The sequence below is a fragment of the Caulobacter sp. GW821-FHT11E11 genome, from assembly GCF_058808315.1.
Genome location: NZ_JBXARO010000006.1, coordinates 356,502 through 372,245 on the forward strand (window position 1 = coordinate 356,502; position 15,744 = coordinate 372,245).

Below are 15,744 nucleotides of genomic sequence, written 5' to 3' on the forward strand. Positions count from 1 at the left end.
GCCTGGCGCTACTTCTCGCCCATCTCGTCGATCAGCTTCTTCAGCCGCGCGACCTCGTCGGCCTTCAGCGGGCGGTGCTGGGCGAAGTGGCTGATCAGCGGGGCCAGCTGGCCTTCGAACAGGCGGTCCAGCAGGCCCTGGCTCTCGGCCTGGACATAGGCCGTGCGGTCGACCAGTGGGCGGTAGCCATGCTTGCCCTCGGCGCGCTCGGACTTGATCGCCTTCTTCTTCAGCAGGCGATTGATCAGCGTCTTGACGGTGGCCTCGCCCCATTGCTGGGACGCGCCGACCTCGGCGACCAGCTCGTCGGCCGACAGCGGCTGACGGCGCCAGAGCGCTTCCATGACGTGGGCTTCGGCGGCGGTGATGTGCATGACGCTTACGTCCGTAATTCAACGGGGGACGCTATACCCGCTATTACAGGTGTCAAGCGCGGTTAAGCGTCCCTGGCCGCCGCGATCAGCCCCATCGGCGCATAGTCCTCCAATACAGGAGCCAGGCTGAGCTCGATCGGACGCTCGCCGCCGTTCTTGACCAGCAGGGTCGCGATGGTCACCGCCGGCGCGTTGGTCCGCAGCACCGCCTCGATCTGGGCCGACAGCGCGTGGCGTTCGGCCGGGCGCACCACGTCGGTCAGGCGATAGTCGATCAGTTCCTCGACCTTGAAGCCGGTCATGGCCGCGAACCGCTCGTCCAGCTCGGCGAAGGCGCCGCGCACGTTCAGGCGCGCGGCCCCCAGGTCATGCAGATTCGAGGTCGCCGTGCGGAAGGCCGAGGCCGCCTCGAAGCGACGGCGCAGGTCGCGCTCCTCGCTGCGGTTGAGCATCAGCAGGGCCACCCCGCCCGGATAAGGGAAGGCGCGCATGCTGCAGCGGCGCCCGCCGCTAGGCGCGGCGCTGGCCTCGAACTCGACGACCTCGCCGGCCTTCAGCGCCCGCAGCAGCTGTTCGCCGATCAGGGCCTGGCACGGCGCGGGAAAGAGGTCGGCCCAGGACAGCCCTTCCAGCTGAACCGCGCCCAGCCCGGCCAGCGCCTCGAAGGGGTGATTGACCGCGGCGACCTTGAGCTGTTCGTCGAAGGCCACGAACGCCTCGCTCATCGCGCCCAACAGCGCCGACAGCGCCGTCTGCGAGCGGGTTTCGGCTTCGCGCCCGCCTGTATCCTCCGACAGTCCGAAGAACAGGCCAGCCGACACCACCGCCACGCGCGGGCGTCCGTGGTGGGTGACGATGACCGGCGCCTCGAGGGCCCGATCCTGCCAATGTCCGAAGTTTCGGCTGATCTCGCCGGCGGTGACCGAGACCGGCTCGGAGTTCAGGGTCTTCATCGCAGCCTCCTGGCTGTCCGTAAAATCCGTGAAACGCCGGAAAGCTCGCCTTAAGGACGTTTGCCTGAACCATCACGCGAGCACGTTATTGTTGCATAACGCGCGCCACAACATCCGGGGCGCGCACGACCCGTGCGGCAGGGTGTCGCACTAATCGCGAAGAATCCGCGCGGCCGGGCCGTTACCAATCCCAAGGCGTGCATCTGCACACTTCTCTCCCTAAGGAGGAGGCGCGCATGAAAAGACGTGCAAAACAAAGGATGGTTCGCGGCGCCGAGAGCGGCGCTGTCGCTGTCGAGTTCGCCATCCTCGGGCCGGTGTTCCTGGTCATGCTGATCGGGATCCTGGTCTGGGGGCAGTACTTCTGGGTCGCCCATACCGTGCAGCAGCTGGCCAACGACTCGGCCCGCGCGGCCCTGGCGGGTCTGGACACCGCCGAGCGCGAGTCGCTGGCCCGCGCTGCGCTGGCCTCCGAGGTCGCCGACTATCCCAGCCTGCGCCCGGCCGCCGCGGCCGTCGTCGTCGAGAACCACAGCGACCGGCTGACGGTGTCGATCCGCTACGACACCGCTCAGGACGCCTTCCGGGCCTTCGACGGCCTGGTCCCCTCGCCGCCCAAGACCGTGCTGCGCCAGGCCTCGGTCCGCCTGGGGGGCTACTGACATGGCCCGCCGCGACTTCGCCTCGAACCCCAACTTCGCCTCGGACGAGGACGGCGGCATCGCGCTGATCAGCGCGGTCGCCATGTCCGCCCTGCTGGGGACCACCGCCCTGGTCGTCGACATGGGCTCAGTGTTCCTGCAGACCCGCAAGCTGCAAGGCACGGCCGACCTGGCCGCCCTGGCCGCCGCCCGCGACCTGGAGCACGCCGAGGCCGCCGCCCTGGCCACGGCCCGCGCCAACGGCTGGGACGGTCCGCTGACCGTCGTCGTCGAGAAGGGTCGCTACGCCAGCGACCAGGCCGTGGCCGCCAAGGCCCGCTTCCAGCCCGGCGGGACCGACCCCGACGCGGTGCGTGTGAAGATCAGCAGCCAGACCCCGCTCTATTTCGGTCACATGGTCAGCGGCCAATCCAGCCTGGCCATCAGCCGCCAGGCCACGGCGGCCCGCGCTCAGCTGGCCAGCTTCTCGATCGGCACGCGGCTGGCGGCGCTGGACGGCGGCCTGGCCAACGCCCTGCTGACCGGCCTGACCGGCTCCAAGGTCGGCCTGTCGGTGATGGACTACGACGCCCTGGCCGACGCCGATGTCGACCTGTTCGACTACATGGACGCGCTGAAGACCGAGCTGAACCTGACCGCCGCCTCGTACGACGAGGTGCTGGACGCCAAGCTGAGCACCGGCAAGGCGCTGAAGGCCCTGTCGCGGGTCCTGGGCGAGCAGGGTCAGACGCGGGCCTCGAACGCCGCCCGCACCCTGGCCCAGGCGGCGGGCGACCGCACCCCGGCCGACCTGACCCGCCTGGTCGACCCCGGTCCCTACGGCCGGCAGAGCCACGTGACCGGCGGCGGCGGGGCGGCGGTGAAGCTGGACGCCCTGGACCTGTCCAAGGCCGTGCTGGAGCTGTCGAACGGCGCCCGCCAGGTCGAACTGGACCTCGGGACGACTGTCCCCGGCGTCGCTGACCTCAAGGCCTGGCTGGCCATCGGCGAGCCGCCCAACAACGCCTCCTGGATGACGATCACCGCCAGTCGCGACGTCATCGTCCGCACCGCCCAGACCCGCCTCTACCTGGAGGCCAAGGTCGGCGGCACGGGCCTGCTGTCGGTGGCCCAGGTCAAGCTGCCGATCCTGGTCGAGGCCGCCTCGGGCGCGGCCAGGCTGAAGGCGATGTCGTGCGCGACCGACGAGGCCACGCTGGACGTCAGCCCCGGCCTGGGCTCGCTGATGATCGGCGAGATCGACACCGACAAGCTCGACGACTTCAAGACGCCGCTGGCCCCCGTTCCGGCGACGATCGCCAAGGCCCCGCTGTTCTCGGTCAGCGGCAAGGCGTCGGCATCCCTGGGCGGTCAAGTTTGGCAGACCGTACGTTTCCGCCAGGACGAGGTGCGCGGCCGGGTGGTCAAGACCGTCTCGACCAACGACCTGGCCCAGGCCACCGTCTCGAGCCTGCTGGGCAACCTGTCGCTGAAGGCCTCGATCCTGGGCCTGGGGCTGGGACTTGGCGAAAGCGCCCTGACCGGCTCGGTCGCCGCCCTGCTCACCCCCGTCGCCGCCCCGTTGGACGACGCCCTCAACAGCCTGACCGCCCTGGTCGGCGTACGCCTGGGCCAGGCCGACGTCCGCATGAACGGCCTGCGCTGCCGCGACGCCGCCCTGGTCGCCTAAACCCCAACTCTAGAAAGGAGTCACATCCATGCCCCTCGCCTATCACCAGCTCCGCCTCACCCAGACGCCGCCGTCCGAGTTCAGCCTGCTGGGCTCCAGCTTCGAGCCGCCGAACATTCGCGCCCGGCTGCATGCCATCTGCGCGCTCTATGCCTACACCCCGATCCAGGAGCGCCGGCAGGAACTGCTGGACGGGCTGGAGGCCCTGACCCTGGAGGTCGCGCACCTGATGGCGCTGGACCTGCTGGAGAACGGCTGGCGGCCCGACAAGGCGGCTTAGGCCATCGCCTTGGCCATGGCGGCCAGCAGGGTCTCCGGTTCGATCGGCTTGGGCACGGCGCCGCAGAATAGCGCGGCGTCCAGGACCGGGTCGCGGTCGGCCGAGAAGGCCAGGATCGGCGTTGGACGCTCGCCGGCCAAGGCATGGATCTGACGCGCGGCGCTGATCCCGTCCAGGCCGGGCATGCGCAGGTCCATCAGGATCAGGTCGAATCCGCCGCCGTCGGCCATGTCCACCGCCTCGCCGCCGTCGCAGGCCTCGGCCACCTCGGCGCCGAAGGCCTGCAGGATGGTGCGCAGCAGGAGCCGGTTGGCCGGATTATCGTCGGCCACCAGCACCTTGCGACCGTCGACGCAGACGCTCTGGTCCAGCGCATCGACCTCGGCGGCGTCGACCGCCACGATCGGCAGCGAGAACCAGAAGCGCGAGCCCTCGCCCGGGATGCTCTCGACGCCGATCGTCCCGCCCATGGCGTCGACCAGCCCCTTGCAGATGGCCAGGCCCAGGCCCGCCCCGCCGCTCTGGCCGCCGCCCTCGACCTGCGAGAAGCGGACGAACAGGCGCTCGACGCCCTCGGCCGAGATGCCGGGCCCGCTGTCGCGGATGCTCCAGACCAGAGAGCCTCGGTCCGGCGACGGCGCCAGGGTCACCGTGACCGCCCCGACGTCCGTGAACTTCACGGCGTTGCCGGTCAGGTTCAGCAGCACCTGGCGCACGCGGTCGGGGTCCAGCATCACCCGCCCGGGCGTGGTGGGATCGACGACCAGCTCCAGGTCCAGGCGCTTGGCGCCGGCCTGCGGGGCCAGCAGTTCCAGGGTCTCGCGGGCGCTGGCCTCCACGCCCATCGGACGCGGCCGGATCTCGACGCAGCCGTCCTCCAGCTTGGAGAAGTCCAGCAAGTCGTTGATCGTGTGCAGCAGGGCCTCGCCGGCGTTCAGGATCCGGCGGACCAGCGCCCGGCTCTCCTCGCCCACGTCGGGGCGGCGCTCGACCAGGCGCGAGAAGCCCAGCACGGCCGTCAGCGGCGTGCGCAGCTCGTGGGTCATGTTGGCCAGGAAGGCGGCCTTGGTGCGGGCGGCGGCCTCGGCCTCGCGCTGAGCCTGGGCCAGCGCCTGCTCGCGTTCATATTGCTCGGTGACGTCGCGCAGCACGCCCATCACCGCCGTGCGCTGGCCCTTGGAGTCCAGCTCGACCGTGGTCATGGCCTGCATGCGGCGCTCGGCGCCGTCGGTGCGGGTCAGGCGGAAGTCGATGAACCGGCTCTGCGCGCCCAGTGGCCGGGGCTCGCGCACCAGCGCCCGCACCCGATCGATGTCGTCGGGATGGACCATGGCCATGATCTGCTCGCCGTTCAGCACCGTGTCGCGCGGCAGGCCGTGCAGGTCGTACATCTGATCCGACCAGTCGTTGCGCCCGGTGACATAGTCGTGGCGCCAGCGGCCCAGGCCGCCCATCGCCTCGGCCATGTGGGCTCGGCGCGCCTCGGCTTCGGCCTCGTCGCGGGCCATGGCCAGCTCGACCATCAGGCCTTCGCGATCGCCGTACGCCAGCTGCTTGGCCAGGGCCGCGCCCAGGGTCTCGGCCACCAGGGTCACGGTCTCGACGTCGTCGCGGTCGAAGGCGCCCGGCGCAGCGTCGAACGCCTTCAGCACGCCCACCGCCTGGCCGTCCTGGAACAGCGGCGCGCAGACCATCGAGCGGATGCCGATCTTCTCGCAGGCGACCTGGTCGACACGCGCGTCCTGATGCGTGTCGTCGCAGTGCAGCAGCTGGCCTTCGCGCGCGGCGCGGCCCGACAGCGAGGCCTCTTTCGACAGGCGCAGACCCTGATAACGGGCATGGTCGGCGTCGATGGCGACATAGACCATCTCGTCGCCGTCCACGAGTTCGACCACCACGCCGCCCGACCCGAACACGGATCGCAGCAAGTTGACCGACATCTGCATGAATTCATCGAGATCGAAATCAGCCGCCACAAGCTTCGATTGAACGCGGCAAATTTCAAGCAGATGGCGATTACGTTTCTCGAGGTATTCGAGCAGCATTTCCCCGCGATACACCACTGAGTTGCACCCCAAACAACGCGATAGTGGAAAAGTCAGGATACAGAAGACATTTCTTCTACTGTTAACCCTATCCACAAATCTGGCGACGTTCTGCGCCCGACAATTGAAATTGTCGAGCGAACTCGACCGTGACGGGACCTCATGTCGGGTATTCGACCAGAAGCGCTCGCTCGCATGGCCTCATTGTCAATGACACCGGTTTCCACTAGAGACGTCACAACCCCCGCCAAGCGGGACCTGTGCCGAATTTCGAGGGAGGATCTACGGCGTGACCGTTTCTGAGGCCGACAGCGTGGTTTTTGCCCCCGCGGCCATCGCCCCCCAATTCGTCAAGGCGCGCCAGGATGGCGTTTCGGTCCCCGGCTATCCGGGCGGCGTGATTCCCTCAAGCATGGCCGAGGGCTATTCGGTCCAGGACATCGCCATCGACCTGTGGCCCGACGAGCTGGTCGGGTGGAAGGTGGGCCTGGTCCCGCCGCAGCACCGTGAGCGCCTGGGCGCCGAGCGTCTGGCCGGCTGCATCTTCAAGTCCAAGGTCCAGGACGCCAAGGTCGGCGCCCCGAACGAGTTCCGCGCCATCGAAGGCGGCTTCTGCGCCGTCGAGGCCGAGTTCATCATCCGCCTGGGCAAGGACGCCCCGGCCGACAAGACCGAGTGGACCGCCGAGGAAGCCGCCGAATATGTCGGCGAGCTGCTGGTCGGCGTCGAGATCGCCGGCAGCCCGCTGGCCACCATCAACGCCCTGGGCCCGACGGTCGTGTGCTCGGACTTCGGCAACAACGATGGTCAGATCATTGGTCAGGCCATTTCCAACTGGCGCGACATCGCCTGGGAGGATATGCCGGTCGAGACCATCATCAACGGCAAGTCGGTCGGTAAGGCGACCGCTGCGACGATCCCGGGCTCTCCGCTGGCCGCTCTGGCCTTCCTGCTCGGCGCCGTCGCCGCACGTGGCAAGCCGCTGAAGAAGGGTCAAATCGTCACCACCGGTGCGACCACGGGCATTCATGACGTGGCCGCCGGCGACGTCGCCCACATCGATTTCGGCCCGTTCGGAACCGTGGATTGCGTCGCCGTTCCGGCGAAATAAGAAAAGACCCAACACAACAAAGGGGGAAGGAAGGCGTCCATGGACTTTTCGAAAGCGCCCGCCCCGTCCGAGAAAATTGGACGGTATCGTTGGGTGATCGTCTCGCTGCTGTTCGCGGCGATGGTCATCAATTACGTCGATCGCCAGACGATCGGCCTCCTGAAGGCGGACCTGTCGAAGGAATTCGGCTGGAACGAAACGCACTACGCCGACCTGGTCTTCTACTTCCAGCTGGCCTACGCGATCGCGTACCTGGCCTGGGGCAGGATCATGGACAAGATCGGGGCCCGCTGGGGCTTCGGCGTGGCCTTCGCCATCTGGCAGATCGCCCACATCGCCCACGCGGCGGCGGCCGGCTTCGGCGGCTTCGTCGCGGCGCGCATGGGCCTGGGCATCGGTGAAGCCGGTGGCTTCCCGGGCGGCATCAAGGCCGTGGCCGAGTGGTTCCCCAAGAAGGAACGCGCTTTCGCCACCGGCATCTTCAACGCCGGCACCAACATCGGCGCCATCGTCACCCCGCTGGTCGTTCCGGGCATCGTGCTGGCCTTCGGTTGGCAGATGGCCTTCATCGTCACCGGCGTCGCCGGCCTGATCTGGCTGCCGATCTGGCTGCTGGTCTATCGCCGTCCGCGCGAAGCCAAGAACCTGTCGGCCGCCGAACTGGCCCACATCGAGCAGGATCCGGCCGACCCCGTCGAGAAGATCGGCTGGGCCAAGCTGCTGACCAAGAAGGAAACCTGGGCCTTCGCCCTGGGCAAGTTCCTGATCGACCCGATCTGGTGGATGTTCCTGTTCTGGCTGCCGGACTTCCTGGGCAAACGCTACGGCCTTGACCTGAAGTCGTTCGGCCCGCCGCTGATCGCCATCTACCTGCTGTCGGACGTCGGCAGCGTTGGCGGCGGCTGGCTGTCGTCCAACTTCATGAAGATGGGCTGGACCATCAACAAGGCTCGCAAGGTCACCATGCTGGTCTGCGCCCTGCTGGCCGTGCCGGTCATGTTCGCGGCCAATGTCGACAACCTGTGGCTCGCCGTGCTGATCATCGGCATCGCCACTGCGGCCCACCAGGGCTTCTCGGCCAACCTCTACACCCTGCCGTCGGACGTGTTCCCGCGCGGCGCGGTCGGTTCGGTGGTCGGCATCGGCGGCATGCTGGGCGCCTTCGGGGGCATGGCCTTCTCGAAGTACATCGGCAACGTGCTGGAGCAGATCGGCACCTACACCCCGATCTTCATCGTCGCCGGCTCGGCCTATCTGGTCGCGCTGCTGGTGATCCACCTGCTGACGCCCAAGATGGAGCCGGTGGTCATCTAGCGCGTCGGCGAAGTGTGGGCGGTTCGCCGCCCGGACGCGCGCCAAGCATAGAGACCGCCACGCTTCACGCGAACGCGATCAGGGCCGGGGAGCAATCCCCGGCCCTTTTCGTTAGAACGCGGCCATGAGCTCAGATCTGAACGTCGCCCTCATTGGGTATGGCTATGTCGGCAAGACCTTCCACGCCCCGTTGGTCGTCGCCACGCCGGGCTTTGCCCTGCACACGGTGGTGTCCAGCGATCCGGCCAAGGTGGCGGCGGACTTCCCGGACGCCCGCGTCGTTGCTGAGCTGAGCAAGGCCCTGGCCGATCCGGCCATCGACCTCGTCGTCATCGCCACGCCCAACGTCCTGCACGCGCCCCAGGCGATCGCCGCCCTCGCCGCCGGCAAGCACGTGGTGGTCGACAAGCCCTTCGCCCTCGACGCCGCCCAGGCGCGGACCATGGCCGACGCGGCCAAGGCCGCCGACAAGCTGCTGGCCGTGTTCCACAACCGCCGCTGGGACAGCGACTTCCAGACCCTGCAGCGCCTGATCGCCGAGGGCGTGCTGGGCGATGTCACGCAGTACGAGAGCCACTTCGACCGCTTCCGCCCCGAAGTGCGCGACCGCTGGCGCGAGCGGGCCGGCCCGGGCTCGGGCGCGTGGATGGATCTGGGGCCGCACCTGCTGGACCAGGCGCTGGTGCTGTTCGGCGAACCGCTGGCCATCGCCGCCGACATTGGAACCCAGCGCGCGGGCGCCGAAGCCGACGACTACTTCCACGTCACCCTGCGCTACCCCGTCCTGCGGGTGATCCTGCACGGCAGCCTGCTGACCGCCGCCTCGGACCTGCGCATGGCCGTGCACGGGACCAAGGCCAGCTTCGTCAAGCATGGCCTCGATCCGCAGGAGGCCCAGCTGAAGGCCGGCATGGTCCCCGGCGCGTCCGGCTGGGGCCGCGACAGCCGCCACGGCGTGCTGACCACGGTCGAGAACGACGTCCAGGTCCACACGGACGTCCGGCCCGAAGTCACCGGATATCGGCAGTTCTACGCCGGGGTAAGGGAGGCGATCCTGCACGGCGCCCCCTCGCCCGTGCCGGTCGAAGAGGCGCTGCGGGTCATGGAACTGCTGGAACTGGCCCAGAAGGCCAGCGACGAGCGGCGGGAGCTGCCGGTCGCTTAAGCCGGGATCCGGGCGATGACCTTGATCTCGAAGTCGAAGCCGGCCAGCCAGTTGACGCCGATCGCCGTCCAGTTCGGATAGGGCGGCGCGCCGATGACCTCGTCGCGCACGGCCAGCACGGTCTCCAGCTGGGCCTCGGGATCGGTGTGGAAGCTGGTGACATCGACCACGTCGTCCAGGGTGGCGCCGGCGGCGGCCAGCACGGCCTGCAGGTTGAAGAAGGCCAGCCGCACCTGGTCCTCGAACACCGGCTCGGGCGTGCCGTCCTCGCGGCTGCCGACCTGGCCGGAGACGAACAACAGGTCACCCGAGCGGATGGCGGGCGAGTACCGGTGCTTCTCGTACAGAGCGTGGCGGCCGGCGGGGAAGATGGCGTCGCGTTTGGACATGGGGGGTTTCCTTTCTCGGTCCCAGCGAGATAGGCGCCGCGCCAGTGCGCCACTAGGCGTTGAAATCGGCATAAGCTGATGCAAAATCACCAGTAATGACACGCCCCTCCCTAAACGACCTCGCCGCCTTCGTGGCCGTCGCCACCCACCGCAGCTTCCGGCGCGCGGCCGACGAGCTGGGCGCGGCCCCGTCGACCCTGAGCCACGCTATGCGGGCGCTGGAGGAGCGCATGGGCGTGCGGCTGCTGAACCGCACGACCCGCAGCGTCTCGCCCACCGAGGCCGGCTTCCAGCTGCTGCAAAGCCTGCAGCCGGCCCTGGCCTCGCTGGACAACGCCCTGGACAGCGTCGCGCCGTTCCGGGGCCAGGTGACCGGCACGGTCCGCATCAACGCCCCGCGCGCCGGGGCCGCCATCCTGGTCCGCGACGTCCTGCCGACCATGGCCGAGCGCTATCCGGACGTGACCGTGGACCTGGTCGTCGAGGGCCAGCTGATCGACATCGTCCAGGCCGGCTTCGACGCCGGGGTGCGGCTGGCCGGCTCGATCCCCCGCGACATGATAGCCGTGCCGATCGGCGCGCCGCTGCGGTTCGTCTGTGTCGCCTCGCCCGCCTATCTGGATCGCGCCGGAACCCCGACCACGCCCGACGAGCTGGCCAGCCACCGCTGCATCGGCCACCGCCTGCCCAGCGCCCGCCTGTATCGCTGGGAGTTCGAACGGGCCGGCCAGGCGATCAGCCTCGACGTCACCGGCCCCGTGACGCTGGATGACGAGGAGCTGATGGTCGAGGCCGCCGTCCGGGGCCTGGGCGTGGCCTATGTGATCGCCTCGACCGCCCAGGCCGCCCTCGCCGCCGGCCAGCTGCGCGAGGTGCTGGCGCCCTGGCTGCAGTTCGCCGAGCCCGCGGCGGTCTACTATCCCGGCCACCGCGCGGTGCCGCCGGCGCTGCGCGCTTTCCTGGACGTGGTTAGAGAAACCCGCCGCTAGCCGCCGTCACGGAAATCATCCTAAGGTCGCGGCATGCGCGCTTCCCTGCTCACCGCCTCCGCCGCCCTCGCCGCCGCCCTGGCCGCCTGTGGTCCCGCCCCCGCCCAACCGGGCCAAGCCGGCGGAGCGCCCGTCGAGAGCCGCGTCGCCAACGCGCCCGAGCAGAAGCCGGCCTTCGCGGGTCAGACCCGCGCGCCGGGCCTGAACTCAAACACCGTCGGCCAGTACACGACCCTGGCCAGCGGCCTGGATCACCCCTGGGGCCTGGCCTTCCTGCCGACCGGCGAGATCCTGGTCACCGAGCGCGCCGGCCGTCTGCGCATCCTCTCCAAGGACGGCAAGCTGTCCCCCGCCGTCGCCGGCCTGCCCGCCGTGTTCGCCGAGGGCCAAGGCGGCCTGCTGGGCGTCGCGATCGACCCGAACTACGCCAGCAACGGCCTGGTCTATTGGACCTTCTCGGAAGCCGACGGCAGCGTGAACGGCACCAGCGCCGCGCGCGGCAAGCTCGTCCTGGGCGCCGCGCCCAAGCTGGAGAACGTCCAGGTCATCTGGCGCCAGGCGCCGAAGATGGACAGCGCCCTGCACTTCGGCGGCCGCCTGGTCTTCGCCAAGGACGGCAAGCTCTTCATCACCACCGGCGAGCGCTCGATCGACGCGGGTCGCGCCCAAGCCCAGAAGCTGGACGCCACCCTGGGCAAGGTCGTGCGCATCAACGCCGACGGCTCGATCCCCTCCGACAACCCCTTCGTCGGTAAGGAGGGCGCCAAGCCCGAGATCTGGTCGTACGGTCACCGCAACCTGCAGGCCGCCGCCCTCGATCCCAGCGGCAAGCTGTGGACCGTCGAGCACGGCGCCAAGGGCGGCGACGAGCTGAACCACCCCGAGGCCGGCAAGAACTACGGCTGGGCCACCATCACCTATGGCGAGGAATATTCCGGCAAGCCGATCGGCGACGGCATCACCCAGAAGGATGGCCTGGAGCAGCCGGTCTATTATTGGGACCCCGTCATCGCCCCCTCGGGCATGAGCTTCTATGAAGCCAGCCTGTTCCCGGCCTTGAAGGGCAGCGTGCTGATCGGCTCGCTGAAGGAACAGCATGTCGACCGCCTGGTCCTGAAGGACGGCAAGGTCGTCGGCGAGGAGCGCCTGTTCACCGACATCGGCGGCCGCGTCCGCGACGTCGTCACCGGCCCCGACGGCGCGATCTATGTCGTCACTGACGAGGACGACGGCAAGCTGATCAAGATCACCCCGAAAGGCTGATGCAGAAGCATACGAGCCGTCGGTCCCCGCATCCCTGGATCGACACGGTCTGGCAGACGGTCTGTCTCAGCGACGGCCTGTATTCGGCCACGCCCGACGGCTCGTGGGACCTGATCCGCAGCATCGCTCCGGACGGCCAATCCTTCGTGTTCCTGAGCGGCCAGGCCACCGAGCCGGTCGAGGTGCCTTACAAGAACGGCGAGAGCTCGGTCGTCCTGTCCTTCGCCGCCCACGTCTATCTGGCGGCGGACGATACGCCCCGTGTCGGTCCAGAGATCCGCGTCCTGCCGGTGCGGGACGCGGTCTTCGAGCTGGATGGCGTGGAGTTCCCGCTGCCCACCTTCGAGAACGTCGAGCTCCTGGTCGACGCCATGATCGCGGCGGGCTTGCTGCGCTCCAACGACCTGGTGGCCCGGGCCTTCGGCGAGACCCCCAAGGCCGCCTCGCCGCGCTCGGTGCAGCAGCACTTCAAGCAGACCACCGGCATCACCCAGAAGAGCTTCCAGCAGATCCGCCGCGCCCAGGAAGCGGTGCGGCGGCTGAAGGCGGGCGAGGCCTCGGCGGGTGTGGCGGCTGATCTGGGCTACACGGATCAGCCGCACATGATCAAATCGATCAAGAAGATCATGGGCGCCCTGCCCTCGAACCTCGACGCCGTTCACAAGCTCTGACGGAAGGCCTTGAGGTCCGCCACGAAGGCTTGGGGATCCTCCCAGGCCGCGAAGTGGCCCGCCGTCTCCAGGTCGGTGAACCGCACGACATTGCCGCCCGTCTGGCGATCGGCCCATTCGCGCGGCAGGCGCACGCCGCCGGGGATCGGCGCCTCGGTCGCCACAGCCACCGGAACCTTGGTGTTCGCACCCTTGATGGTCGGCGCGTTCATGGCGTTCTGGCTGTAGATCCGGAACGACGACGCCGCCGTCTCGGTCAGCCAGTAGATCATGATGTTGGTCAGCAGTTCGTCGCGGCCGAACTTGGCGTCCACAGCGTCGCCCAGGCCCATGCCGCACATGAAACTCATGATCCAGGCGGCCAGCCCGACCGGCGAGTCGTTGACCGCGAAGGCCAGACTCTGCGGCTTGGTGGCCTGCACCAAGTTGAACGCGCCGTGGGTGAAGAACCACTGCTGGATGGCCCCCGCATAGGCCTGCTCGGCCCCGCTCAACACGGAGAAGTCGGTGGTGTGGTCCGGATAGCCGACGTCGGTGACATGGATGCCGATGACCTTGTCCGCATGGCGCTGGGTCAGCGACATGGCGATCACCGAGCCCAGGTCGCCGCCGGCGACCATGAAGCGCTCGTGGCCCAGCACCTGGCCCATCAGCTTCACGAAAAGGTCGGCGGTCTGGTCGGCCGGCTGGGCCACGCGGCCCGAAAAGCCCGTGCCCGGGATCGACGGCACGACCACGTGGAAGTCCTCCGACAGGGCGTCGATCACCTTGTGATAGCGATAGAAGCTGTCGGGCCAGCCGTGCAGCAACAGCAGCGCCGGGGCGTCCTTCTTCTTCGACGGCTGATGGACGAAGTGCAGCTCGATCCCATCGATCGCCACCCTGTAGTTCGGCAGGGCGTTCAGCTTCGCCTCGGCCGCGCGCCAGTCGTACCGGTTCAGCCAATAGTCGGTCAGCGACTTCATGTAGCCCAGGCTGGTCCCGAACATCCACGCGGAGTCGGCGGGCTCGTCCGGCCAGCGGGTGTGTTGCAGGCGCGACTTCAGGTCGGCCAGTTGCGCGTCCGGGATGGCGATCTTGAGGGGCGTCGGGGTCATGGCGGGGCGGTCCTTTGCGCGAGCGGGTTGGCTGACGAGGCCGCCCAGCAGGGCCGTCGCGAGGAGCGTCTTTCCGAAGTCGCGGCGGTTCATGGCGGGCGTCCTGTCTTCGTTTCAGTGAAGTCAGGCTACCGACCGGCCTCGGGCGCTAATTGTAGAAATGCGAAAACCCTCGCCCGTCGCCGAACTCTGCTATCAATCCCGCATGCAACGCAGGCGAAGCATCCTCATCGTTGGCGGCGGGACGGCCGGGTGGCTGACGGCCGCCTATCTGGCCAAGGCCCTGCGCGTGGACGAGCGGGCGCACCTGGAGATCACTCTCCTGGAGTCGCCCGACATCGGCATCATCGGCGTCGGCGAGGCCACCTTCCCCACGATCCGCAACACCCTGCGGTTCCTCGGCATCGACGAGGCGCGGTTCATCCGCGAGACCTCGGCCACGTTCAAGCAGGGCATCCGCTTCGTCGACTGGGCGCGCGCGCCGGAAGCCGGCCAGCATCACGCCTTCTTCCACCCGTTCGAGGCGCCGTTCTCGACCGACGGGGCCAGCCTGGCGCCCTACTGGTTGCTGCAGAGCGAGGCCACCCGCGCGCCCTTCGCCGAGGCCGTGACCATCCAGGCCCGCGTCGCCGACGCCCAGCGCGCGCCCAAGCGCCCGCACGAGAGCGACTTCGCCGGGCCGCTGAACTACGCCTACCACTTCGACGCCGCCAAGCTGGCGGCGGTGCTGGCGGAGCGCGCCCAGGAACTGGGCGTACGCCACCTGAAGGGCAACCTGACCGAGGCCGTGCTGGACGAGACCGGCGCGATTGACCACATCGTCAGCCCCGAGCACGGCGACCTCACCGCCGACCTCTATATCGACTGCACCGGCTTCCGCGCCGAGCTGATCGGCAAGGCCCTGGGCGCGCCGTTCAAGTCGGTGAAGCCGATCCTGTTCACCGACCGCGCCATGGCCTGCCGCGCGCCCTACGCCGCACCCGACGCGCCGATCCAGAGCTACACCGTCGCCACCGCCCACGAGGCCGGCTGGATCTGGGACATCGCCCTGGCCCACGGTCGCGGCGTCGGCTGCGTCTATTCCAGCGACCACATCGACGACGACCGCGCCGAGACGCTCCTCCGCGACTACCTGGGCGGCGCCGAGATCGAGACCCGCAAGATCAGCTTCGACGCCGGCTATCGCGAGAAGCAGTGGATCAAGAACTGCGTGTCCGTGGGCCTTTCGGCCGGCTTCCTGGAGCCGCTGGAGTCCACCGGCGTGGTGCTGATCGAAGCCGCCGTGGCGATGATCGCCGAGCTCTTCCCGCACTCGGGCCCGGTCAGCGCCCCCGCCCGCCGCTTCAACGAGCTGATGACGGCGCGCTACGACAACATCATCGTCTTTCTGAAGCTGCACTATTGCCTCAGCCAGCGGCCCGAGCGGTTCTGGCGCGAGAACGCCAACCCGACGACCATCCCCGAGCGGCTGGTCGACCTGCTGGAACAGTGGCGTCACCGCCCGCCGGCCCGCTTCGACTTCATCCTCGACCTCGAGACCTTCGCCTTCTTCAACTACCAGTACATTCTGTACGGCATGGGCTTCAAAACCGACCTGACCGACGGCGCGGGCGAGTTCCCGGATGTCGCGGCGGCCGCCAAGCTGTTCGCCAAGATCCGAGGCTTCGCCGACCGCGCGACCCAGGACCTGCCCAGCCACCGCGACCTGATCGCCCAGATCAACAAGTTCGGGTTCGATCGGGCGCTAGAGGGGGTCTAGGGG

The 15,744-nt window shown here is 68.7% G+C and carries 15 protein-coding genes; 10 read left to right on the plus strand and 5 right to left on the minus strand.

The genetic code is table 11. From position 1 onward, the window contains the following. Positions 1 to 8 precede the first annotated feature (8 nt). Together AC1RR5_RS17070 and AC1RR5_RS17075 are read right to left on the minus strand one after the other, a co-directional pair. Positions 9 to 374, minus strand: coding sequence for a BlaI/MecI/CopY family transcriptional regulator (locus tag AC1RR5_RS17070; protein WP_492923226.1), 366 nt, complete (start codon positions 372 to 374; stop codon positions 9 to 11). Between the two features lie 62 nt (positions 375 to 436). Next, the gene (locus tag AC1RR5_RS17075; protein ID WP_492923228.1) at positions 437 to 1,327 is read right to left on the minus strand and encodes a PAS domain-containing protein; all 891 of its coding nucleotides are present in this window, start codon (positions 1,325 to 1,327) and stop codon (positions 437 to 439) included. Between the two features lie 236 nt (positions 1,328 to 1,563). Between AC1RR5_RS17075 and AC1RR5_RS17080 the strand changes: the two genes are divergently transcribed. Genes AC1RR5_RS17080 through AC1RR5_RS17090 form a run of 3 tightly spaced genes read left to right on the plus strand, consistent with a single transcriptional unit; the run spans position 1,564 to position 3,938 of the window. Further along, positions 1,564 to 1,989 (plus strand): TadE/TadG family type IV pilus assembly protein, encoded by a 426-nt coding sequence (locus AC1RR5_RS17080; RefSeq protein ID WP_492923230.1) that lies wholly within the window; start codon positions 1,564 to 1,566, stop codon positions 1,987 to 1,989. A gap of 1 nt (position 1,990) precedes the next feature. Continuing rightward, the gene (locus AC1RR5_RS17085; protein ID WP_492923232.1) at positions 1,991 to 3,658 is read left to right on the plus strand and encodes a TadG family pilus assembly protein; all 1,668 of its coding nucleotides are present in this window, start codon (positions 1,991 to 1,993) and stop codon (positions 3,656 to 3,658) included. Between the two features lie 28 nt (positions 3,659 to 3,686). Further along, positions 3,687 to 3,938 carry a hypothetical protein gene (locus AC1RR5_RS17090; protein ID WP_492923234.1) on the plus strand — a complete coding sequence of 84 codons (252 nt, stop codon included), beginning with the start codon at positions 3,687 to 3,689 and terminating at the stop codon, positions 3,936 to 3,938. On the opposite strand, the gene AC1RR5_RS17095 is transcribed toward AC1RR5_RS17090, so the two are convergent. Further along, complete coding sequence (locus tag AC1RR5_RS17095; protein ID WP_492923236.1) at positions 3,935 to 5,983, minus strand: hybrid sensor histidine kinase/response regulator; 2,049 nt, start codon at positions 5,981 to 5,983, stop codon at positions 3,935 to 3,937. The two genes, AC1RR5_RS17090 and AC1RR5_RS17095, sit on opposite strands and share 4 nt — an antisense overlap. A gap of 289 nt (positions 5,984 to 6,272) precedes the next feature. Here AC1RR5_RS17095 and AC1RR5_RS17100 point away from each other — a divergent pair, with 289 nt between their 5' ends. The 3 genes from AC1RR5_RS17100 (at position 6,273) to AC1RR5_RS17110 (ending at position 9,573) form a co-directional block, all read left to right on the plus strand. After that, positions 6,273 to 7,094: a 2-keto-4-pentenoate hydratase gene (locus tag AC1RR5_RS17100; RefSeq protein WP_492923238.1), complete on the plus strand. Its 822-nt coding sequence runs from the start codon at positions 6,273 to 6,275 to the stop codon at positions 7,092 to 7,094. 39 nt (positions 7,095 to 7,133) lie between these two features. Continuing rightward, a complete protein-coding gene (locus tag AC1RR5_RS17105) occupies positions 7,134 to 8,408 on the plus strand; it encodes an MFS transporter (RefSeq protein WP_492923240.1) in 1,275 nt (424 codons plus the stop codon). Positions 8,409 to 8,532: 124 nt separating this feature from the next. Continuing rightward, complete coding sequence (locus AC1RR5_RS17110) at positions 8,533 to 9,573, plus strand: oxidoreductase (RefSeq protein WP_492923242.1); 1,041 nt, start codon at positions 8,533 to 8,535, stop codon at positions 9,571 to 9,573. On the opposite strand, the gene AC1RR5_RS17115 is transcribed toward AC1RR5_RS17110, so the two are convergent. After that, positions 9,570 to 9,962 carry a RidA family protein gene (locus tag AC1RR5_RS17115; protein ID WP_492923244.1) on the minus strand — a complete coding sequence of 131 codons (393 nt, stop codon included), beginning with the start codon at positions 9,960 to 9,962 and terminating at the stop codon, positions 9,570 to 9,572. The genes AC1RR5_RS17110 and AC1RR5_RS17115 overlap by 4 nt on opposite strands. A gap of 95 nt (positions 9,963 to 10,057) precedes the next feature. Here AC1RR5_RS17115 and AC1RR5_RS17120 point away from each other — a divergent pair, with 95 nt between their 5' ends. The 3 genes from AC1RR5_RS17120 to AC1RR5_RS17130 are packed head-to-tail and all read left to right on the plus strand — an operon-like array spanning position 10,058 to position 12,885. Further along, positions 10,058 to 10,951: a LysR family transcriptional regulator gene (locus tag AC1RR5_RS17120; RefSeq protein WP_492923246.1), complete on the plus strand. Its 894-nt coding sequence runs from the start codon at positions 10,058 to 10,060 to the stop codon at positions 10,949 to 10,951. Positions 10,952 to 10,984: 33 nt separating this feature from the next. Beyond that, entirely contained in the window at positions 10,985 to 12,214 is a 1,230-nt protein-coding gene (locus AC1RR5_RS17125; RefSeq protein ID WP_492923248.1) for a PQQ-dependent sugar dehydrogenase, read from the plus strand. Beyond that, positions 12,214 to 12,885 (plus strand): helix-turn-helix domain-containing protein, encoded by a 672-nt coding sequence (locus tag AC1RR5_RS17130; protein ID WP_492923250.1) that lies wholly within the window; start codon positions 12,214 to 12,216, stop codon positions 12,883 to 12,885. The genes AC1RR5_RS17125 and AC1RR5_RS17130 overlap by 1 nt, the downstream gene beginning before the upstream one ends. Here the strand turns inward: AC1RR5_RS17130 and AC1RR5_RS17135 are convergent. Further along, on the minus strand, positions 12,873 to 14,075 hold the full coding sequence (locus AC1RR5_RS17135) for an epoxide hydrolase family protein (RefSeq protein ID WP_492923252.1): 1,203 nt from the start codon (positions 14,073 to 14,075) through the stop codon (positions 12,873 to 12,875). The genes AC1RR5_RS17130 and AC1RR5_RS17135 overlap by 13 nt on opposite strands. Before the next feature lie 112 nt (positions 14,076 to 14,187). On the opposite strand from AC1RR5_RS17135, the gene AC1RR5_RS17140 reads away from it, so the two are divergent. Next, entirely contained in the window at positions 14,188 to 15,741 is a 1,554-nt protein-coding gene (locus AC1RR5_RS17140) for a tryptophan halogenase family protein (protein ID WP_492923254.1), read from the plus strand. Positions 15,742 to 15,744: the final 3 nt, after the last annotated feature.